We start from the raw sequence: 20,978 nt of genomic DNA on the forward strand, positions 1-20,978 counted from the left end.
GCAGCGTTCATGATGCGTGAACAATAAAAGGGCGTGAACAAGCGATGACGGAAAACGATATTATAGAGAGTCTCTTTGACCAGCTTCCCACGGAGCTGAGATTTCTTGATTTTGTCTCCTCGCAGTCCGGGAAAGACTACGGCGACGACGGCATTCTGAAGATGAGCATCCCTGGCAGTGAAGCGATCGCTTTTAATGTGGAGATAAAAACGCAACCACGACGATCCTGGCTTGAGCAATGGCACATGCGGCATCAAAACGATCCCTTGCCACCCCTGGTTGCATGCCTTTATCTCTCTCCCGCACTTCAACAGTACTGCGTCGAACATAATATCAACTTTATTGATAGGGCAGGAAACGCCCGAATTGTGGCCCCCGGCATCTATATCCATATCAGCGGCAAGAAGGGGGAACGGGCCACGCCTTCAGGCACCGTCTCTGTCGGCATCATGAAACTGCTGTTTGTTTTGCTCGCGGATGACAAGGCCATTAACTATACCTATCGGGAGATAGCGCAACTGGCGGGAATTTCGCTGGGCATGGTCAGCAAAGGCTTTGATTATCTGGAGAGTAAAAACCTCTACCGCGTGAGTCAGGGCGGACGGCGTTTAACCCGTGTTAACGATCTCTACTGGCTGTGGGTACAGGAATATCCTTTAGTGTTGCGGCCCAAACTGAAGACGCTGAAGATGCAGGGTGAAGTGCAATGGAGTGACAACCTGTTATTAGCGGGTGAATGCTGGTCGGGGGAGGTTGCAGGTCACATTCTCAGCGGGGGGTATTTGCATCCGGAAAACGTGAAATTATTTACCCCTTACAGCTTTAATGAGCGGCGGAAAAAACTTGATATGCGTCCCACACCCTCCGGAAATTGGGAGTTGATTGAGTGCTTCTGGGGAGAGACATTTCCTGTACGCGAAAATGAACGCGCCTGGGCGTTGTTAACTATCGCTGAGCTACTGGCGACCAATGACGATCGCAACATTGAGACAGCGAGAAAAATTAATGAAAAATACCTTCACATTACAAAGCCCACTGTCTGAGAACATTAGTGCCACGCTGGCGCGTATCTCGACCGTTTGCCGCGAGGCGCAATGCGACTTTTTTATTGCCGGTGCGATGGCACGTGAAGTGGTATTAACGCATCTTTATGGCCGAAATAGCGGACGGCATACGCGTGATATTGATATTGCTGTCCTTATTCATCGCTGGGACGATTTTCATGCGCTAAAAGCGGCTATGCAGGCGCAGGGGGCAATTGAGATACCGGGTAAAGTGCAGCGCCTGTTATGGGAAGGGGTCGAGGTCGATATTTTACCCTTCGGCGAGATTGCACGGGGCAATGAGATCCTCTGGCCGCCGGAGCTGGATGTGGCGATGTCCGTCGAAGGGTTTGAAGAGGCATATGCTAATACTCTGACGATTGAGATACCCGGTTGCGGCGACGTGCGTTTCTGTTCCTTGCCTGGACTGCTGCTGCTAAAACTCTTCGCCTGGCGTGAGCGAGGGGATGAATTTACCAAAGACGCCATTGATATCCACAAGATCCTGCATGAGTATCATCACGTTGAAGAGTCTCGTCTTTACGATAACGGCGAATGGGGCGATAGCGTGGAGTGGGACCCTGAACGCATGGGTGCGCTGCTGGCGGGCAGCGATGTGGCCGCACTGATGACCGACGAAAACCGAGCCAGCCTTCAGCAGTTTGATATGCAAAAACTGGTGGATGCCATGGTGCGGCAAAACCTTGATGTGAATGCGGCGCACGTTGAAAACCTGGTCAGTGATTTCTGGCGCACGCTGCTGGAAACACCCGCTTAAAAACGCATGACTATTATCCAGGTGCCAAACCCTATCAGCACCACCCCTGCCACACGCTCAATCTTCCAGAGGTTGTTGCTCAGCCGCCGTTGTACGCTGGGCAGGGCGATAAACGACACCACCGCCAGATCCCACATCAACACCACCGTGACCATCCAGATCCCGCTGACCGACTGCTGCAACAGGGTGACGTTCGGGCCGAGCAGCGCGGTCATCAGCGCCAGATAAAAGAGCGCGTTTTTCGGATTTAACACCGCCGACCCCAGCCCCAGCAGGAACTGTCGGTGCCAGGAGGGGCGCTCCGGCTCGGCCCTATCCAGTGCCAGCGTGCGGGCGCGGCTTTGCGCCAGATGCCAGCCGATCCACAGCAGATACAGCGCGCCCAGCAGTTCAATAATACTGAAAAGCAGCGTGAACTGACGCAGCGCGCTCCAGCCCAGTATCACCAGCAGGATATAGAGCCCGTTACCCGCGGCGATCCCCACGCACAGCCCGGCGCTGCCGCGCAGGCGGTGGCGGGCGGCGAAGCCCATCAGCAAAAAGAAATCCGGGCCGGGGCTGAGCAGGGCGACAAAATGCGCCAGCGCGAGGGCCAAAAAAGCGGGCGGGAAGAGAGTGGTTAGCAGTTCCATAGTGACCTCATCAGCAAAACTGAGGTCAGGCTACGCCGACGCGGGCGCTAATTATTGTCGGATATTGATCGGCCGGTGGCGTACTGGCGTGGGGTGGCGGCCGTGTAGCTGACAAAGGTTTTATGGAAGTGGCTCTGATCGGCAAAGCCGCTCTGGTAGCTGACATCAGCAATGTCATCCCCGGCACGCAGGCGCGCTTTGGCGAACTCTATCCGTGAGATGGCAAGAAAAGAGCCCGGCGTCAGGCCGGTATCCTGCTTAAAGGTTCTGATAAGCGTCTCTTTGCGCAGTGAGAAGCGTTGGGCTAATGCGTCCAGCGACGGCGGTGTTTGCAGGCTGTGGCGAAGTGCCTGCTGAAGCGCAAGGCTGGTGGGACGCAGGGGTACAGGCGACGTTGCCCTGGCGGCAAGCAGGGAGAGAAGCCTGTCGATAGCCGGGGCTGAAAGTGTTTCGACAACGGTCAGATACTGGCGAAACAGCGCTTCATTGCGGATCACCTGCATGGCGGGCTGAAGGTCGGTCTCCAGATAAAGCATATGGTAACTGCGCGGCTGTCCGGCGATCGGATTACAGCTGTGCGGCATCTGCGCGGGGATAACAATCAGATCGCCAGGGTAAAGGGTGAACGGCTCGCCGTTGCAGGTGCAACAGGTTTGCCCCTCCAGGATGGCACCAATGGACAGCTGTGCATGGCTGTGACGTTTGTAGGCCTGGGTACTTTGCCAGGTGCTACGTAGTTCCACGCCGGGCTGGCGAAGGAAGGTCTGATTAACGTGGCGCGTATGGGTCATGGTGTTTACCGGAGAGGTTTAGGTGTTTATAGCATGAGCGGAGAAGGGTGTCGCCTGTGATAATTTGGGGAGAGGTCGTTATGTGATAAGAACAGTGGGACATATAATACCGCAACGGTATCACAGGAATATCAGGGAAAATTATTAAGGGAATAAACTATGCACGTCAGCACGGCTATTAAAGGGTTACATCGACTGACCACCATCCTGTTACTTATTATCGTTGCAGGTTATTTTTCGTATGAATACTTCATGAAGAGCCGGAGCGACGATCGTTTAGTGATGCAAAAGGCGATTTCAGAAAACGTGACGCTTTACGTCACGCAGTATGGGGGCGGTGCAACCGTACCTGATATTTATCGCTATTACCTGGATGATAAAAATCAGACGATAGAGCAGCTCAGGAAAAGCGAGCCTTTTCTCGTTTCAGATAATGGTAGCGCGACAATTAGCGGCTACGGTAATACCGTTAATGTTAAGTTATCAGGGCGTATCTATTCTTTCAGTAATCTGACGATGTTCTACGCTCAGGAAAATCTGATTATCCCGGTAATTAACCTTACTGCCACAGGAGTACGTTAACATGTATACCTAACTTTACCTGCAAACCCAGCCATTTTGACTACCCTTAATACCCAACGCGGTAAAAAAGGAGGCAACAATGGCCTATCAGACAGTGAATCCTGCCAACAACAAACTCATCAAAGAATATCCTTCTCATACCGATGCTGATGTCGAAGCGGCACTGAGCACCGCTGATGCGCTCTACCACTCCGACTGGTCGAAGGGCAGCATGGATAAACGCCTGGCGGTGCTGCATAAGCTGGCGGATCTGATTGATTCCCGTACCGAAGAGCTGGCGAAAATTGCCAGTGAGGAGATGGGTAAACTCATTGCCCAGAGCCGCGGCGAGGTTAAACTCTGCGCGCAGATCGCCCGCTACTACGCGGATAACGCGAAGCAATTTCTTGCCCCGGTGAAATACCCGTCTGAGATGGGCGAGGCGTGGGTCGAGCACCACCCGATTGGCGTGGTGATGGCCGTCGAGCCGTGGAACTTCCCTTATTACCAGCTGATGCGCGTCCTGGCCCCGAACCTGGCCGCGGGTAACCCGGTGATCGCCAAACATGCGAGCATCGTTCCGCACTGTGCCGAGACTTTCGCCCATCTGGTGCGTGAAGCCGGTGCCCCGGACGGGGCATGGACTAACCTGTTTATCTCTTCAGATCAGGTAGCAACTATCATCGCGGACGATCGCGTGCAGGGTGCGGCCCTGACCGGGTCCGAGAAGGCCGGTAGCATAGTGGCCGCGCAGGCGGCGAAGCACATCAAGAAATCGACCCTCGAACTGGGCGGCAACGACGTGTTCGTGGTCCTGGACGACGCGGATCTGGAGAAGGCGGTGAAGATCGGCGTCAACGCGCGCCTCGCCAATGCCGGGCAGGTCTGTACCGCCGCCAAGCGCTTTATTCTGCATGAGAAGGTGGCCGAGCAGTTCCTCGAGAAATACACCGAGGCATTCCGCAACATCAGGATCGGCGATCCGCTGGACGAGAGCACCCGGCTGGGGCCGCTGTCCTCAAAAGATGCGCTTGAGACCCTGACGAAACAGGTGGACGAGGCGGTGAAGAATGGTGCGACGCTGCATTACGGCGGCAAACCGGTCCAGCGCGAAGGCAGCTTCTTTGAGCCGACCATTCTGACCAACATCACCCGGGATAACCCCGCCTATTTCGAAGAGTTCTTCGGCCCGGTAGCGCAGATCTACGTGGTGAAAAACGATGACGAGGCAGTGAAGCTCGCCAACGACTCGCACTACGGTCTGGGCGGCGCGGTGTTCAGTAAAGATATCGATCGCGCTAAAAAGATGGCCTCGAAAATCGAGACCGGGATGGTGTGGATTAACTGGCTCACCGATACCGCTGCAGAACTGCCTTTTGGCGGCGTGAAGCGCTCCGGTTACGGGCGTGAGCTGTCGGATCTGGGGATTAAAGAGTTTGTGAACCAGAAGCTGGTGGTGATTCGCCGCTAGCTATTTTCCCCGGCGGCGCTGCGCTTGCCGGGGCTACTCAACCGTAGGCCTGATAAGCGTAGCGCCATCAGGCGTTTTCCCTGCGGTAATAAAAAAACCTGCCAGATGGCAGGTTTTTTTAGTTTACGCGGTGGTTAGAAGCTTACGCCGCCGCCAACATAGGCGCCGTCAATCAGGGTGTGGTTTGGACGACCGTCTTTGCCGTCAACGCTCACGTGGCGGTAACCCACTTTCAGCGTAACAGGTTTAACTGGCGTCCAGCTTACGCCGCCGTTAGCTTCAACGTAGTTTTTAACGCTGTTGTTCAGGCCGTCTGGTGCCACGTAGCCTTCACCAAACACGTTGATGCTGTCGGTCAGCGCTACGTTCACGCCGCCACCGACCGGGAATGCCACGCCGTTATCGCCTTTTTTCGGGCCGATGTAGATCGCTTTTGCACCGGCATTCAGCATTACCGGGCCGACTTCAAAGTTGTAGCCTGCGCCAACGCCACCGGTCTGGGTGCCGTCATCGGTATTTTTCAGCCAGTTACCTTCGGTATACAGACCGGATGAGGATTTACCCATTTCCACATTCAGGTTGGTGAAGTTTTTACCCTGTTCAATGCTGCCGCCCATAGCCAGAGCAGAACCTGATACAGCAGTCAGCGCAGAAAGGAGAAGGATATTAAGCTTTTTCATGTTTTATGCCTCGTCATCAAATTAATCTGAGGGCACCTTAACAAGCGACGTTTATGACTGCAAATGTGATCGGGGTCGGGTTTTTATGCTGATTGTGTGAATTTATTTCAGTGTTATTGTTGCGGAATGGTGACTTTGTTGTGGGGTCAATCTTTGATTTAAGCGTGTTTAAGATCGATTTAGTTTATTCCCTAAACAGACGCTGAATAGCGCACAGATAAGCGTGTGCGGCGGAATAATGAAGATGAGTTTACTTACGCAAGCCGATTTGAGTTTTACAGTTTCTAACCTTTATTTACACTCCCTTTCGGTGAAAAAAGGGAGTGCCGATGTTATTTCTTCAATTCAGCAAACCCCGCGCGGATCTCCTCTTCGGGCAGTTCAATCCCGATAAACACCATCACACTGTGCGGCGTTTCCTCGCCCCACGGGCGGTCCCAGTCGGCGCTGTAGAGCCGCTGCACGCCCTGGAACAGCAGGCGGTTTGGCTCGCCGTCGATCCACAGCATCCCTTTGTAGCGCAGCAGTTTGTCGGCAAACGACAGGAGCAGGTTCTCCATCACCCGGGAGACGTCGCTGATATCTACCGGATAATCCAGCTCGACCACGATAGAGGAGACATCGTTCTGCTTGTCAGCCATAAAGTGGAAGCGCGGTTTAGCGGTGACGTTCTCTTCCAGCATAAAGCCGTTGGTGTTGAACAGCTGGGCGAGATCGATATCGCCAAAGGTCACGGTGTAAATTGGCGCGCGGGCGTTAATGCGCCCTAAACGTTCGCGCAGTTTTTCGCTCTCACCCGCCACGTCGGTTTTGGTCAGCAGGATGCGGTCGGCGTAGCCCACCTGCGACTGGGCGATGGTGAACTGGTTCATCTGGTCGTCGGCATGAACTGCATCGACCAGGGCGATCACGCCGTCCAGCAGGTAGCGCTGGCAGAGGATTTCGTGGGAGAAGAAAGTCTGGATGATCGGGCCGGGGTCGGCCATGCCGGTGCACTCAATCACCAGGCGGTCGAAGTCAATCTCACCCCGATCGCGGCTGTCGAGCAGGTCGAGCAGGGCATCTTCGAGTTCATTTGAGCGGGTGCAGCAGATGCAGCCGTTGGTCAGGGTTTTGATCTGAGTGGCGCGATCGCCAATCAGCTGGTCATCAACGGAGACTTCCCCGAACTCGTTTTCGATGACCGCGATTTTAAAGCCGTGTTGTTCGTTGAGGATGTGGCGCAGCAGGGTGGTTTTGCCCGCGCCGAGAAAACCGGTGAGTAGGGTAACGGCAATCGGTGTCATGGTCTCTCCTTTAGCAGCAGCGTACGCCGCCTTCTCCTCCTCCGCCGTAGCGCGCTTCCTGACGCTCGCGGAAGAATTCGTTGTAGGTCATGTACGGCTTATCCGGATGGTTGGTCTTCATATGTTCAACGTAGTTGTCATAGTCCGGGATGCCAATCAGCATTTTCGCCGCCTGACCGAGGTATTTTTTAGCTTCGCCTAAGTTACCAAACATTGTGTCATCCAGATAGAAAAAGCCCGGCGAGGGCCGCCGGGCGTTGTTTCCCCTCACCCCGGCCCTCTCCCCAAAGGGGAGAGGGGGAAAGGATTAATGGTGTGAAGAGGTCTTCACGCCGCCTTCCGGCACCGGCACATACGGGGTCTCTTTGTCCGTACGGTCGTCGGCGTTACGCACTTTCATCCAGGTTTTGATGCCGTAGAAGATAATGCTGTAAACCACCACCAGGAACAGAATGCTCAGACCGGCGTTGGTGTAGTTGTTCACCACGATATGGTTCATGTTGGCAATCTGCTGCGCCGTCAGCTCATCGCCTGCGGCAATCTTCTCTTTGTACTGGTTAGCCATAAAGAAGAAGCCTTCCAGCTGCGGATTGGTGCTGAACAGTTTCAGACCCAGCGCCCAGGTGGTGCAGAGCAGCAGCCACAGAGCCGGGACCACGGTCACCCAGATGTACTTGGTACGCTTCATCTTCACCAGCACCACGGTACCGAGCACCAGGGCTACAGCTGCCAGCATCTGGTTAGAGATCCCGAACAGCGGCCACAGGCTCTTCACGCCGCCCAGTGGGTCGACCACGCCCTGATACAGCAGGTAGCCCCATAGCCCGACGCAGCCCGCCGTACCCAGAATCCCAGCAACCAGAGAGTCGGTTTTCTTCAGGAACGGCACGAAGTTACCCAGCAGATCCTGCAGCATAAAGCGACCCGCACGGGTACCGGCGTCCAGCGCGGTGAGGATGAACAGCGCTTCGAACAGAATACCGAAGTGGTACCAGAAGCCCATGTCCGCCCATGGCAGCACTTTGTGGAACACGTGGGCGATACCCACCGCCAGGGTTGGTGCGCCACCGGCACGGTTCAGCACCGATGGTTCACCGATGTCTTTCGCGGTTTGCATGATCTGCTCAGGAGAGATCACGAAGCCCCAGGAGCTGACGGTTGCCGCCGCATGAGCGCTGGCGTCTTTCAGCTGCGCCATGATCAGCGCCGTGTTTTCACCGCCCATCTCATGCAGGTTCGGCATGGTAATGCCCAGACCGGCTGGCGGGGTGTTCATCGCGAAGTAGAGACCCGGCTCGATGATGGACGCTGCCACCAGGGCCATGATCGCCACGAAAGATTCCATCAGCATTGCGCCATAACCAATCAGGCGAGCGTCGTTCTCGTTCGCCAGCAGCTTCGGCGTGGTGCCGGAAGCAATCAGGGCATGGAAGCCAGACACTGCGCCACAGGCGATGGTAATAAACAGGAACGGGAACAGGGCGCCTTTCCACAGTGGACCGGTACCGTCAATGTACTGGGTCACCGCAGGCATTTTCAGCTCCGGGTTGATGATCACGATGCCGATCGCCAGCCCGACGATCACGCCGATTTTCAGGAAGGTCGCCAGGTAGTCACGCGGGGCGAGAATCAGCCATACCGGCAACAGGGCAGAGACAAAGGCATAGCCAACCAGCACGAAGGTGATGGTGGTGTCTTTGAAGGTCAGCGCCGGGCCCCAGTACGGGTCGTGCGCAATCACACCGCCGAAGTAAATGGACGCCACCAGCAGCACAATCCCGATCACCGACACTTCACCCACGCGACCTGGACGCAGGAATCGCATGTAGATCCCCATGAACAGCGCAATCGGTACGGTGGAGCAGACGGTGAACACGCCCCACGGGCTTTCCGCCAGGGCTTTCACCACGATCAGGGCCAGCACCGCGAGGATGATGATCATAATCAGGAAGCAGCCGAACAGGGCGATGGTGCCTGGCACGCGGCCCATCTCTTCTTTGATCATCTCACCCAGAGACGCGCCATTACGGCGGGAAGAGATAAACAGCACCATAAAGTCCTGCACCGCACCCGCCAGCACCACGCCGGCGAGCAGCCACAGGGTACCCGGCAGGTAGCCCATCTGTGCGGCCAGCACCGGGCCGACCAGCGGGCCCGCGCCTGCAATGGCGGCAAAGTGGTGACCAAACAGCACGTAGCGGTTGGTCGGCACGTAGTTCAGGCCGTCATTGTTAATGACCGCCGGAGTGGCACGCGTCGGGTCGAGTTTCATGACCTTCTGCGCGATATAGAGACTGTAGTAGCGGTACGCCACCAGATAGACCGATACCGAGGCTGCCACGATCCACAGGGCGCTGATGTGCTCGCCGCGGCGCAGGGCCACGACGGCAAGGCAACAGGCACCGAGGATCCCGAGCAGCAGCCAGGGAACGTGCTTAAGTAGTTTTTTAGTGTCCATAATAAAACCTGGTTTTTTAGATGAAAAAAAGGGTCAGGGTTCGCTGTGAGAGATGTTGAGTAATGCTGAGGCGATCTTGCCAGAGCCTTACGCGCGTAAAGGAAGGTAAATCGGTGAGTGGTTGTATGGCGGGATGAGCGGTCAAAGGTGAGGGCGAGTGGTTCAGGCTCGCCGTCGCAGGGGGGAATAGTGTGAAGGGGATCACGTGATACAGGGGCTCAGTCCAGGGTTTCAAGCACCTGACAGGCGATCTGATTCAGCGCGATGAACTCGCTCCAGCTGTATTGCTGCTGATAATTGAGCACAAATTGTTTTTCCACCTGGCAAATCAGGGGGCGGTTTTCATAGATGTTGCACAGCTTTGTCTCCACGCAGTAATGCCGGCAAATGCCATCGCCACGGTCGAGAAACCGGGTCTCATCTGCCCGGTTAACGTGGCGGCAGCAGGCACCGCACTGATTGCAGGGAAACGCGGGCGTCAGGATCATAAGGATTTTAGCCAGTCGTTGACAGAGGCAAGATTTCCCGCCTCGAAGGGCAGAGCGATGTTGCGTCGTTCAATTTCCTGGCGCAGCATGAACTCCCGTTCTAGCTCGCTGTTGACCAGGCTGAGGTGATGGGAGAAAAACGCCAGCTCTTCGACATTCATTGAAAACTCAAGCGCTGCCAGCTCCTTCAGGTAGCGATCCAGTTCGACATTCACTTTCTCGTAATAGGCCAGGCCACGCTGGAATTTATCCTGGAAGCGATCCAGAAATGCCCAGACGCTTTTCATGACACTGCTGTGTTCCAGAAAATAATGCATGGTCAGCGTGAGCAAGCCGGTCGCCAATGCGCCACAAAATGCTGCCAGTTCCGGACCGAAGGGGAAGGCGAAAAGCGTCGCTAACTGTTCGTTGATAATGACGCCAGCGGTCACCGCGACACCAGCGGCAATGATTTTACTGACCGCTTTCATCAGTTCGCCCGGCGTCAGGTTTTGCGGGTTAAAGACCATCAGCTTCAACGCCTGCACCAGGTTATTCCACATCTCTCGGATCAGCCTCACCGCCATTTTTTGGGTGGTGAAGACGATATTCATCAGAGTGGTGGTCACAGTGGATAACACGCCACCGATGGCGCCATCTTTGAAGGCAATGAGGAATTCTTTGAATTTGATGCGGATACGCTCCCATACGGCGCGTAGCGCATCGCCAAGATCTCCGACGAAATCGCTGGCCTGAAAATGGTGACGATGGCGCTGGAACATGGCCGGAATGCGTTCGCGAAATTCGAACCATACTTCTGCCAGTACCAGACCCAGCATCTGGCGAGTGCCCATTTTGAAGCCGTTAGTCAGCGATGCTTGTGAGACATTTAGGGCAAATTTGCTGCTGGTGTAATATGCCTGGCTCAGGGTAGCGTTGTATCGCTCCCGGGCTTTTTCATCCGCCTCGCGCATCTTGTCAAAATCGGCGCTGGCTTTATTCTCCAGCTTTTTAAGGCGCTTCTGTTCCTGTTCCGTGAGTGCCGGTTTGCTTTTCAGCACGGCAATCTCCTGTGTCGTTGCCTGATATTCCTTCTGCAACACCTTAATGAAATCGCTCATCGGTTTGGCTTTTTTGGCCTTATTAAGCGATTCGTTGGTGAAGGTCAGGTTGCTGGCATCATTCGCCAGCTCGACGCCGTCCATCTCCGCCAGAATGCGTCCGGCATCGTGGTGAATCTCATTGGCCGCAATGATGTGATCGAGATTGGTCACCCCATTGGCAGCGAAGGTCGCCCCGGTGTAACTATCTTTTAATTGTCCCGCCTCGCGCTGCTTTTTGCCCTCGCGGTTGGTGTTGATATAGTTTTTATCATGATGATAGAGGGTGGAGTTGTAGTCTTCGCGCTGTTCATAGCGTTGGCGCTCCGCTTCAGTACCATAAATGTTTTGCCGGACATTATGGATGGTATTCACATCACCACCGTTTTTGTCTTCGAACAGTAAAAAATCGAGCCCGAATGAGGTGGTCAGGCTTTTCACGACCGTGGTGTGTAGCTCGGCTCCCCAGTCGAAGGTTGTTGTGCTCATGATGACGTTTCCTGAATCAGTGTGCCGGGCCGGAGCCCGGCAGCAAGGTTAGGCTTTCGCTAAAAAGCGGACGTATTCCTGGTCTGAAGTTTCCAGAGCCTTATCCAGTGCCTGTTTGTTCAGCACGTTGATGCCGTTTTCGTCCACCTCAAGCTCAATCACGCCATCGTCATTGATAACCGCCTCGTTCAGGGCGTTGGTGACCGGTTTGAACAGCGGAGTGGTAATGACGTCGGTCATAATGGCGGCGAGCATGTACCCGTTTTGAATTGCCTGCAGAACGGATTCTGGTTCGTTAATCTCTTTTTGACCCGCCGCAATTTTTTGATGAGTCGCTTTCAGGATGTCGAAATAACGTTCGAAACTTTCATGCATGCGCACCAGCGAGTGATAGATGCTATCCACATAGTGGTTCACGTTGATCAGGTGGGCTTCGGCCTGATCCATCTGAGTAATGGCCTTGCGCACCTTGCGTGCCATCTCCTGGGCATTTTCCAGCGCCTTTTCGGCATGGTTATTGTAGGCCCAGCCCATAATGGCGATCAGTGGCGCCACAACGGCACCGCCCAGCACCATAGCGCCGCCGGCCATACCCCAGCCACCTGCCGCCAGAGACCCGCCGCCGATAGCGGCCATGGTGGCGTTATAGGCGGCTGCGCCAGAGAGGGCTGCAATTGGCGTGCCGGTAGAGGCCGCCGCAAACGCCATCACCCCACTGTAGACGGCAAAGCCTGCCGCGGCACCAGAGGTACCTGCGCCAATGACGGTGCCTAAAAACTCTGTTGCGGAGATCGAGAGTTTTTCAATCTGGTTCAGACGATGCTGGGGAACCTGCACGTTCAGATCTGTCTGCCCCTCTTTGGCCATTTTTTCTAACAGTGCTTTAGCGATGGTATTGAACTCTTTGAATTCAGTACCAATTTGCAACTCTTTCTCGCCCAGGCGTTCAAGCTTCTGTGAAGAGAGGGTATTGGCCGCCTCGAAAGTCTCTTTACGATTATCAAAACGCTCCTGGGCACCCTCAAAAATATCGTTGGCTTCAGATTTTTTCTGATAACCGTCATACGCTTTTTTCCCACCAAAAGCGGTCGCTGCTGCCGCAACGCCCAGAATGATAAAAGGTAAGGCCATTAGTTTTTCTCCATTGTGTGTCGTCTTTAATGCAACGTCCGCCTTAATCCACAGACTCAGGGGCCGCTGCCAGGTAATCTTCTAAAGTTTTAAAAAATGAGGCTTTCAACCAGGCCGGTTCCAGCACCTGTATGTTGGGCAGCCAGTAGAAGAGCAGCGGCAGGATCTGGTTCTCATGTGCGGCATGGCAGCGCAGGGTGATCCCCTGGCGCTCTTGCGCCAGAATTTGCTGACCAGGGAGCAGATCGCGGCGCGTAAAATAGTGCGCAATGCTGGTGGGAATAAATACGTCTACCTCAAACGTCTCTTCGCTGACCCAGGGATCGAGGTTTTTTTCCAGCAGGTCGAGGGTGTCATTATCCGGCGTGAAGGTTTCGCTACGAATATCCAGCCACTGGATCAGGCTCAAAGAAAACGATTTCAAACGCTTTTCTTCGGTAGCTTGTAAATACCATATGTTCTTTTTGTTAATTACTTTATAGGGATTAATCTGTCGGGACTTTCCTTTATACAGGATCTGGCAAACCTGCTGGCCCTTAATCGCCTTTTCAAAGGCGGCTAACAGGCCGTGAATATCTTTGGGTCCTGTGCGCTCGGCATCGTTGCCGAGGATCATAATATGGTTTTCCTCGACCCGTGACTCCAGCTTGTCCCAGAACTCGCGGCCCGTTGACGGGAAAAAATCATCCACATTCAGAAAGTTAGCAATGATATGATGCAGCCCCGGGCCTGACTGACCCGGACGGGTATGAATAAGCCGGTACTGCCCGTCTCCGCAGCGTTCCACAATGGGCGAAAGTGCATTCAGATCGCGATAGACCGTGCGCTCAGTAATATTAAATTTATGCATCAATGCCTGGCGGGTAACCACGCCGTGTAAATGAAGCTCCAGCAGAATATCAACCAACCTTTCAGCCGAGCGACTCCTGGTCGGAATTGTCATATTAGCTTCCCGTTATTTAAACCATTGCTGTGAATTATGCCGGTGCGGCTGACAAAATATGTCAGTACAGAATTGGGCATAAAAATTTGTCTTAGGTTATAACGGCCAGTTTCGGGATAAACATTAGGGATTTTTGCAACGAAGGGATAAAAGCGAGGGATAGATCGGATCCGCCGGGGCAAATTCCCCGGCGTGGGGAGGAATTATCGTTCGAGTTCGGAATCGGCAAGCGGTGTCGTCAGAGGGACTTCTGTCGGAATGTTGAGCCAGTCGGACTTGCCGTAAAAGACGGCATTGATCTGCGTGTGATAGAGCAGATGCGTACGAAAACGCTGGAACAACTTCATATCGGGGGCAAAGTTCGCCTGCCAGAACTGGTTCAGCGGCCCCTGCCAGGTTAACCCTTCGATGTCGTACAGCGCTTTGCCCATCACCTTGAGCGGTTTGTTATGGATCAACGCCGACAGGCCTGCAGTGCTGTTGACGGTGATCACCCCCCGGGTGTGAGTCAGCAGAGCGGGCAGGGAGAGATCGTGGACGTAGATCACCCGGCCCGTAATGTTGTACTTCTCGGTCAGCTTGTTGATCAGGGTGCCGTAAAAACGATGGCCGCGATCCATCGGATGATGCTTGAACACCAGATGGCGCTCTTTCGACGCATGGCGGGCAAAGGAGCGGATCACGGTTTCGATATAGTCACGCACGTCTTTATACGGGCTATGGTGAATAATCTGGCTGTCGTTATAGACCTGCAAAATCGCCAGGTAGTATTCGTTATCCAGCGTGCCGGTGATATGGCTCAACATGTTGCGCTGCTGCCAGCGGTACCACAGCTTACGGCGACCGGCGCGGAACCAGCAGCGCATCTCGTACCACGGGGAGAACGACTTGTGGTGGCGGTAGCCGCGGTAGCGATGGCGGCCAAACCAGCCCGCTGCATAGTAGAGCATGGCATGGGCGGCACGGTTAAAGGAGCTCGGCTTCCACGGCGTCGGGGTTTTTACCTCCGGCAGCGGCTGCTCGCGATAATACTTCGCATCGACAGGCATCGACGAGAAGGCATTCACGCCCCCTTTTTCCAGGGTGATGTAGAACGGCCGGAAATAGCCCTCTTCAAACGCCAGGAAATCGATGGATTTGCTGCGGGCCCACTTCTTCGCTTCGATGTGCATCGGTCGGCAGTCACCAAAACAGACGATGGTGTCGAAGGGGTAGGTTTTGTGTAACTCACGCAGCCAGAAGGCAAAATTCTTTACTGAGCCGGTATAGTGCAGCGCGGTCTCTTTCGCGGCATACCATGAGTCCCCGGCATTAAAGCAGACCTGCTTCACTTCACGGTGGCTGCTCTGCAACCAGCTTGCCAGACGTGAAAAGCAGGGGCCCATCGGTCCTTGTAGTAACAGATATCGACGGCCATTCAGCAGATGGCGGATAGCTTGCTCTTCCATTATTTTTCCCAGATCGGTCCGTTGATGAACAGTGTGTAACGGCTTGATGACCGCTTTTCTTTAATAAATCAGGATAAATAGTTCGCTAGCGAAGTGTCTGCGCGAGATAGCTCAGCTTGAGCTGCCAGCGTTGCCAGCGGCTGGCCTTCTGCGATGAGGAGTTTCCCTGCACCGCCAGCTGACGGATCAGCTGTTCCGGGCTCATCCACAAACCGCTCTGCCAGTCGATATAACGCGGATAGGCCACCAGCGTCAGGTAGACCAGCGCGGCCAGCGGCAGGGTACGCTGACGGCGCTCAGCAGGATGGATATCTTCGGTCAATCCCCAGCCGCTGTAGAACGGCTGGCCCCAGGTGGTGACCTTCACCCCCTGCACCAGCGCTTCGAACCCGCTGAGGGAGGTCATGGTGTGCAGCTCGTCGACATGGGGATAGAGGCTGGTCAGGCCGAGATCCAGCACCTGGCTGTCCACGCAGCTCGCCAGGCATTCGGCCGAGATGGCACCGGCCCGGTTGCCCGCCACCACGTCCGGGTGCGGTTTAAACAGGATATGCGCCTCGGGCCGGGCAGCGCGCACCGCCCATAGCAGCTGCTCGTTGCTGCGGATCACCGGGCTGCCGGTGAGGATCGAGGCATCGCCATCGACCTGGCCCACCACCAGCACCAGCGAACGTCCGTCGCCGGGCGGCGTGAAGGGCTGCACGGTGCCCACGTTATATTTACTGACCCCGTGCTGGCGGAGCAGATCCACCAGCGCCGCACCGCGCGCCAGCGCCTGCTCGCTGAGCGGCTGCTCATTAAGCAACTGCTCCAGCCCGCTCGGACGGCGGCTGTCAAAGTAGATCCCCACCGGATCGATGGAGAGCGAAGAGGGGCGACACAGGTTCGAGCCCAGCCCCCGGGAGCGAATAAAGCCATCTTCCACCCGGATCGGGTTTGCCAGCTCAGGATAACGGCTGCCCCAGACCAGCACCTGCTCGTCAGCGGCCAGCTGTGCAGGCGGAGTGCGCACGAAGCGCAGCTCCGTGGCCAGCGGCTGGCAGAAGGCGCGCATAAAGGCGCGCTTCCACAGCGAGAAGCCCACCATATAGAGGCGGCGATAGCGCGGGGCCGGGGTCAACTGACCCGCAATGACCTCCAGCACCTGCTCCACTTCGCAACGCTGGCCCAGGACCGGATCCAGATAGCGGGGATAGAGGATTAACGCCGCCGCCACCAGCTGCGGCAGGCTAATTTGGGCCTGACGACGTTCACACTGTTTGCTGTCGTGGGTCAGCCCCCAGCTGGCGTAGAACGGCATGCCGAAGCAGTACACCGCTTTGCCCAGCAGCAGGGCTTCAAACCCCATCTGCGAGGAGACGGTATAGACCGCCTCCACCTCATTCAGCAGGGCATGGGGATGGCAGTGCTCAGTGACCAGCTCCACCTCGTCCAGCTGCATCTGCGCCAGTACGCCGCGCTTCTTGCCCAGCCGGGTATCCGGATGGGTGCGCAGCAGCAGGCGGGCGTCAGGGTGATTCCGCCGCGCAGCCGCGACCATCTCAATAAAATCCGCCTCGCTGGCGAGCGCACCGGGGATAGAGAGATCCCCTGCCACCTGGTCGATCAGCAGCACGTTGGGGCGGGTGTCATTGTGCAGAAGGGCAGCCAGCGCGTCGGGCAGGCCGCTGTCGGCGGCATAACAGTTGTACTTGGTGATGCCCAGGCGCAGCAGTTCAGAGATGAGTGCGTCGGCCCGCGCCAGCATGCTGTCATCGCACGGCGTGGCGATCAGCTGCTCCAGGCGGCTCGGCTGGCGAGCGTCGTAGTAAATGCCCACAGGATCGGCGATCAGCGAGACGGCCTTGCCCCCTCTGGCGGGGTGGCCGATATACCCGATAAAGCCATCCTCCAGCTGCCAGTACGGCAGGCCGAGATCGTGGGCTTTCTGTTTGATCTGTCGGGTATTGGCTTTCTGGCCCCAGCCGACCAGCACATCGTCCTGCGCCAGCCGCATGCCCGTTTTAAAGGCGTGTAGCGGACGGCCAAGCATCGGCTCGAGCTGTGCTTTTCGGGCCAGGATCCCGGCTGAACCTGTGTAAAATTTCATGTGCGCTCTGTGCATCAGAAAACGCCCCGCGTCACTGCGGGGCGTGTGACTCAGAAGTACTCTGCGTCAGGGAAGGATTTGGCAACGCTGTCTTTGGCGGAGGTGAGGATCTCGCTGTCGATTTCTGGCCATGTAATTCCGATGGTCTCATCGTTCCAGCGGATACCGCGGTCGCTCTCCGGCGCATAGTAGTTAGTGGTTTTGTACAGGAATTCTGCGGTGTCGCTCAGGGTCATAAAGCCGTGGGCGAAACCTTCCGGGATCCACAGCTGACGCTTGTTCTCACCCGACAGATGCACACCCACCCACTGACCGAAGGTCGGGGAGTACTGGCGAATATCCACCGCCACGTCGAATACTTCCCCGGCCACGCAACGGACCAGTTTGCCCTGCGCATGTGGCGCCAGCTGGTAGTGCAGGCCACGTAACACGCCCTTTGAGGATTTGGAGTGGTTGTCCTGGACGAAGTTTACGCTGCGGCCAATGGCGGCTTCGAACTGCTGGTGGTTAAAGCTTTCGAAGAAGAAACCACGGTCATCGCCAAACACTTTTGGCTCAAAGATAAATACGTCGGGAATTGCGGTCTGAATTACGTTCATGGTGACAGCCTGATTCATAAATGGGGCTTCACGCCCCAGGAGTTAATGATGACTACTTGAGCATTTTCAGCAGATATTGCCCGTACGCATTCTTCGCCAGCGGCGCGGCTAATTTGCGCACCTGATCGGCATCGATAAACTTCAGACGGTAGGCAATCTCTTCAGGACAGGCCACTTTCAGCCCCTGACGGGTTTCGATGGTCTGGATGAAGTTGCTGGCCTCAATCAGGCTCTCATGGGTGCCGGTATCAAGCCAGGCATAACCACGGCCCATCATGGCGACTGACAGATCGCCCTGCTCAAGGTAGATGCGGTTCACGTCGGTGATTTCCAGCTCGCCGCGCGGCGATGGTTTCAGGCTTTTGGCAATCTCAACCACACGGTTGTCGTAGAAGTAGAGGCCGGTTACCGCATAGTTGCTTTTCGGTTCCAGCGGCTTCTCTTCCAGGGAGATCGCGGTGCCTGCATGGTCAAACTCCACCACGCCATAACGCTCAGGATCATGTACATGATAGGCAAAGACGGTGGCGCCTGCAGTTTTCGCCGCGGCAGCTTCCAGCTGTTTCTGCAGATCGTGACCGTAGAAGATGTTGTCGCCCAGCACCAGCGCGCAGTCGTCGCTGCCGATGAACTCTTCACCGAGGATAAAGGCTTGAGCCAGACCGTCCGGGCTTGGCTGCACTTTGTACTGCAGGTTCAGGCCCCACTGGCTGCCGTCGCCGAGCAGTTGCTCAAAGCGCGGCGTATCCTGTGGGGTGCTGATGATCAGGATATCGCGGATACCGGCCAGCATCAGGGTGCTCAGCGGGTAGTAGATCATCGGTTTGTCGTAGATCGGCAGCAGCTGTTTGCTCACCGCCATGGTGACCGGATAGAGACGAGTCCCTGACCCACCGGCCAGAATAATACCTTTACGCTTGTTCATAATCCTTCATTCTTCTGTTTGGTTACATGTTCCGGGAGGGCAAAACGCCCTACAACAAGGCATGCATAGCATACCCTGGGTTGTATTTATTTCCCGAGAATTTCGGCCAGCATGCGATCCACGCCGATAGTCCAGTCCGGCAGCGTCATCCCGAAGGTGCGCTGGAACTTGCTGGTATCGAGACGTGAGTTATGCGGACGTTTTGCCGGGGTCGGGAAGGCGCTGGTCGGGACGGCGTTCACCTGGGTTACGGCCAGCTCAACGCCTGCCGCACGAGCGGTGGCGAATACGCGCTGGGCATAGTCGAACCAGGTAGTGGTGCCAGAGGCGATCAGGTGATAAAGCCCGGCCACTTCAGGTTTATCCTGCGCGATACGGATTGCATGTGCGGTGCAGTCGGCCAGCAGTTCTGCTCCGGTCGGGGCACCAAACTGATCGTTGATGACCGACATCTCGCTACGCTCTTTACCAAAACGCAGCATGGTTTTAGCGAAGTTGGCGCCGCGGGCGGCATAGACCCAGCTGGTACGGAAGATCAGATGACGGGAGCAGAGCGAAGCGGCCTGTTCGCCCGCCAGCTTGGTTTCGCCGTAGACGTTCAGCGGGGCGGTCTGGTCTGTCTCGACCCACGGCTTTTCGCCGCTGCCGTTAAAGACATAGTCGGTGGAATAGTGCACCAGCCACGCGCCCAGCGCCTCGGCCTCTTTGGCGATGGCGGCAACGCTGGTGGCGTTGAGCCGCTCGGCAAAGTCACGCTCGCTCTCGGCTTTATCCACCGCGGTATGGGCGGCGGCGTTGACGATCACGTCCGGCTTCAGCAGACGCACGGTCTCGGCCACGCCTTCCGGGTTGCTGAAGTCACCGCAGTAATCGGTAGAGTCAAAATCCACCGCCGTAATACGTCCCAGCGGCAGCAGCGCGCGCTGCAGCTCCCAGCCCACCTGGCCATTTTTGCCGAACAGCAGAATATGCATCAGTTGCGCTCCTGGTAGTTCTTCGCGATCCAGTCCTGATAACTGCCGCTTTTCACGTTGTTGACCCACTGCTGGTTATCCAGATACCACTGCACGGTTTTGCGGATGCCTGACTCGAAGGTCTCCTGCGGCTGCCAGTTCAGCTCATGGCTCATTTTGCTGGCATCGATGGCATAGCGACGGTCGTGGCCCGGGCGGTCAGTCACGTAGGTGATCTGGTCGCGGTAGGAGCCGGTTTTCGGCACCATCTCGTCGAGCAGGTCGCAGATGGTGTGGACCACGTCGAGGTTCTGCTTTTCGTTGTGGCCGCCGATGTTGTAGGTCTCGCCCACCACGCCGGTGGTAACCACGGTGTAGAGCGCACGGGCGTGATCTTCGACGTACAGCCAGTCGCGGATCTGATCGCCTTTGCCGTAGATTGGCAGCGCCTTGCCGTCCAGCGCGTTGAGGATCACCAGCGGGATCAGCTTCTCAGGGAAGTGATACGGGCCGTAGTTGTTGGAGCAGTTGGTGACGATGGTCGGCAGGCCATAGGTACGACGCCATGCGCGCACCAGATGATCGCTGGAGGCTTTCGACGCCGAGTACGGGCTGCTTGGCGCGTACGGGGTGGTTTCGGTGAACAGCGGTAACTCAGTGCCTGCGCTCACTTCATCCGGGTGTGGCAGATCGCCATACACTTCGTCGGTAGAAATGTGGTGGAAACGAAACGCCTGCTTGCGGGTTTCATCCAGCTCGCTCCAGTAGGCGCGGGCTGCTTCGAGCAGCGTGTAGGTGCCGACGATATTGGTTTCGATAAAATCGGCCGGGCCGGTGATGGAGCGATCCACGTGGCTCTCGGCGGCCAGGTGCATCACCGCATCCGGCTGGTGGGTGGCAAAGACCCGGTCCAGCTCAGCACGGTTACAGATATCTACCTGCTCGAAGGCGTAGCGGCCGCTTGCGGCCACGTCGGCGAGGGATTCGAGGTTGCCTGCATAGGTAAGCTTATCAAGGTTGATCACCGCATCCTGAGTGTCACGGATGATATGGCGAACAACAGCAGAACCGATAAAACCGGCTCCACCGGTTACAAGAATTTTCATAAGCGTTTTTTACTTTTTCTATTGGATG

The 20,978-nt window shown here is 56.1% G+C and carries 20 protein-coding genes; 4 read left to right on the forward strand and 16 right to left on the reverse strand.

All coding sequences use genetic code 11. From position 1 onward, the window contains the following. Positions 1-44 precede the first annotated feature (44 nt). Together SOM40_RS02745 and SOM40_RS02750 are read left to right on the forward strand one after the other, a co-directional pair. Entirely contained in the window at positions 45-1,043 is a 999-nt protein-coding gene (locus tag SOM40_RS02745) for a type IV toxin-antitoxin system AbiEi family antitoxin (protein WP_320529911.1), read from the forward strand. Further along, a complete protein-coding gene (locus tag SOM40_RS02750; protein WP_320529912.1) occupies positions 1,006-1,821 on the forward strand; it encodes a nucleotidyl transferase AbiEii/AbiGii toxin family protein in 816 nt (271 codons plus the stop codon). Before SOM40_RS02745 ends, SOM40_RS02750 begins: the two co-directional genes overlap by 38 nt. On the opposite strand, the gene SOM40_RS02755 is transcribed toward SOM40_RS02750, so the two are convergent. Next, positions 1,818-2,453, reverse strand: a complete 636-nt coding sequence (locus SOM40_RS02755; RefSeq protein WP_225759661.1) for a LysE family translocator — start codon at positions 2,451-2,453, stop codon at positions 1,818-1,820. The two genes, SOM40_RS02750 and SOM40_RS02755, sit on opposite strands and share 4 nt — an antisense overlap. A 47-nt stretch (positions 2,454-2,500) precedes the next feature. Further along, positions 2,501-3,244: an AraC family transcriptional regulator gene (locus SOM40_RS02760; RefSeq protein WP_320529913.1), complete on the reverse strand. Its 744-nt coding sequence runs from the start codon at positions 3,242-3,244 to the stop codon at positions 2,501-2,503. A 159-nt stretch (positions 3,245-3,403) separates the two neighbouring features. Between SOM40_RS02760 and SOM40_RS02765 the strand changes: the two genes are divergently transcribed. Beyond that, positions 3,404-3,826, forward strand: coding sequence for a hypothetical protein (locus tag SOM40_RS02765; RefSeq protein ID WP_262672793.1), 423 nt, complete (start codon positions 3,404-3,406; stop codon positions 3,824-3,826). Between the two features lie 79 nt (positions 3,827-3,905). Further along, positions 3,906-5,276, forward strand: coding sequence for an NAD-dependent succinate-semialdehyde dehydrogenase (locus tag SOM40_RS02770; protein ID WP_106995688.1), 1,371 nt, complete (start codon positions 3,906-3,908; stop codon positions 5,274-5,276). 134 nt (positions 5,277-5,410) lie between these two features. Here the strand turns inward: SOM40_RS02770 and SOM40_RS02775 are convergent, their stop codons facing one another. The 14 genes from SOM40_RS02775 to rfbB all read right to left on the reverse strand — a co-directional run bounded on the left by SOM40_RS02775 (position 5,411) and on the right by rfbB (position 20,950). Then, positions 5,411-5,956, reverse strand: a complete 546-nt coding sequence (locus SOM40_RS02775; RefSeq protein ID WP_106995689.1) for a YfaZ family outer membrane protein — start codon at positions 5,954-5,956, stop codon at positions 5,411-5,413. A 332-nt stretch (positions 5,957-6,288) separates the two neighbouring features. Continuing rightward, complete coding sequence (gene yjiA / locus SOM40_RS02780; RefSeq protein ID WP_106995690.1) at positions 6,289-7,242, reverse strand: GTPase; 954 nt, start codon at positions 7,240-7,242, stop codon at positions 6,289-6,291. A gap of 10 nt (positions 7,243-7,252) precedes the next feature. Beyond that, positions 7,253-7,456: a YbdD/YjiX family protein gene (locus SOM40_RS02785; protein WP_032616354.1), complete on the reverse strand. Its 204-nt coding sequence runs from the start codon at positions 7,454-7,456 to the stop codon at positions 7,253-7,255. Between the two features lie 93 nt (positions 7,457-7,549). After that, entirely contained in the window at positions 7,550-9,700 is a 2,151-nt protein-coding gene (locus SOM40_RS02790; RefSeq protein WP_320529914.1) for a carbon starvation CstA family protein, read from the reverse strand. A 218-nt stretch (positions 9,701-9,918) separates the two neighbouring features. After that, positions 9,919-10,188, reverse strand: coding sequence for a YkgJ family cysteine cluster protein (locus tag SOM40_RS02795; protein WP_320529915.1), 270 nt, complete (start codon positions 10,186-10,188; stop codon positions 9,919-9,921). Beyond that, positions 10,185-11,756, reverse strand: coding sequence for a cobalamin adenosyltransferase (locus SOM40_RS02800; RefSeq protein WP_320529916.1), 1,572 nt, complete (start codon positions 11,754-11,756; stop codon positions 10,185-10,187). Before SOM40_RS02800 ends, SOM40_RS02795 begins: the two co-directional genes overlap by 4 nt. Before the next feature lie 48 nt (positions 11,757-11,804). Further along, positions 11,805-12,887, reverse strand: a complete 1,083-nt coding sequence (locus SOM40_RS02805) for a chemotaxis protein (protein WP_320529917.1) — start codon at positions 12,885-12,887, stop codon at positions 11,805-11,807. A gap of 43 nt (positions 12,888-12,930) precedes the next feature. Continuing rightward, positions 12,931-13,830, reverse strand: a complete 900-nt coding sequence (locus SOM40_RS02810; RefSeq protein WP_320529918.1) for a helix-turn-helix transcriptional regulator — start codon at positions 13,828-13,830, stop codon at positions 12,931-12,933. Between the two features lie 203 nt (positions 13,831-14,033). Beyond that, positions 14,034-15,278, reverse strand: coding sequence for a capsule polysaccharide biogenesis protein (locus SOM40_RS02815; protein WP_320529919.1), 1,245 nt, complete (start codon positions 15,276-15,278; stop codon positions 14,034-14,036). An 85-nt stretch (positions 15,279-15,363) separates the two neighbouring features. After that, positions 15,364-17,367, reverse strand: coding sequence for a capsule polysaccharide biogenesis protein (locus tag SOM40_RS02820; RefSeq protein ID WP_320529920.1), 2,004 nt, complete (start codon positions 17,365-17,367; stop codon positions 15,364-15,366). 50 nt (positions 17,368-17,417) lie between these two features. Continuing rightward, positions 17,418-17,966: a dTDP-4-dehydrorhamnose 3,5-epimerase gene (rfbC, locus tag SOM40_RS02825; RefSeq protein ID WP_262661083.1), complete on the reverse strand. Its 549-nt coding sequence runs from the start codon at positions 17,964-17,966 to the stop codon at positions 17,418-17,420. Between the two features lie 52 nt (positions 17,967-18,018). Next, a complete protein-coding gene (gene rfbA / locus SOM40_RS02830) occupies positions 18,019-18,891 on the reverse strand; it encodes a glucose-1-phosphate thymidylyltransferase RfbA (protein ID WP_166181505.1) in 873 nt (290 codons plus the stop codon). 86 nt (positions 18,892-18,977) lie between these two features. Beyond that, positions 18,978-19,865, reverse strand: coding sequence for a dTDP-4-dehydrorhamnose reductase (gene rfbD, locus SOM40_RS02835; protein WP_320529921.1), 888 nt, complete (start codon positions 19,863-19,865; stop codon positions 18,978-18,980). Then, a complete protein-coding gene (gene rfbB / locus SOM40_RS02840) occupies positions 19,865-20,950 on the reverse strand; it encodes a dTDP-glucose 4,6-dehydratase (protein ID WP_320529922.1) in 1,086 nt (361 codons plus the stop codon). Before rfbB ends, rfbD begins: the two co-directional genes overlap by 1 nt. Positions 20,951-20,978 lie beyond the last annotated feature (28 nt).

This window comes from Leclercia sp. CFBP8987, from assembly GCF_034044995.2.
GTDB lineage: Bacteria > Pseudomonadota > Gammaproteobacteria > Enterobacterales > Enterobacteriaceae > Enterobacter > Enterobacter tamurae.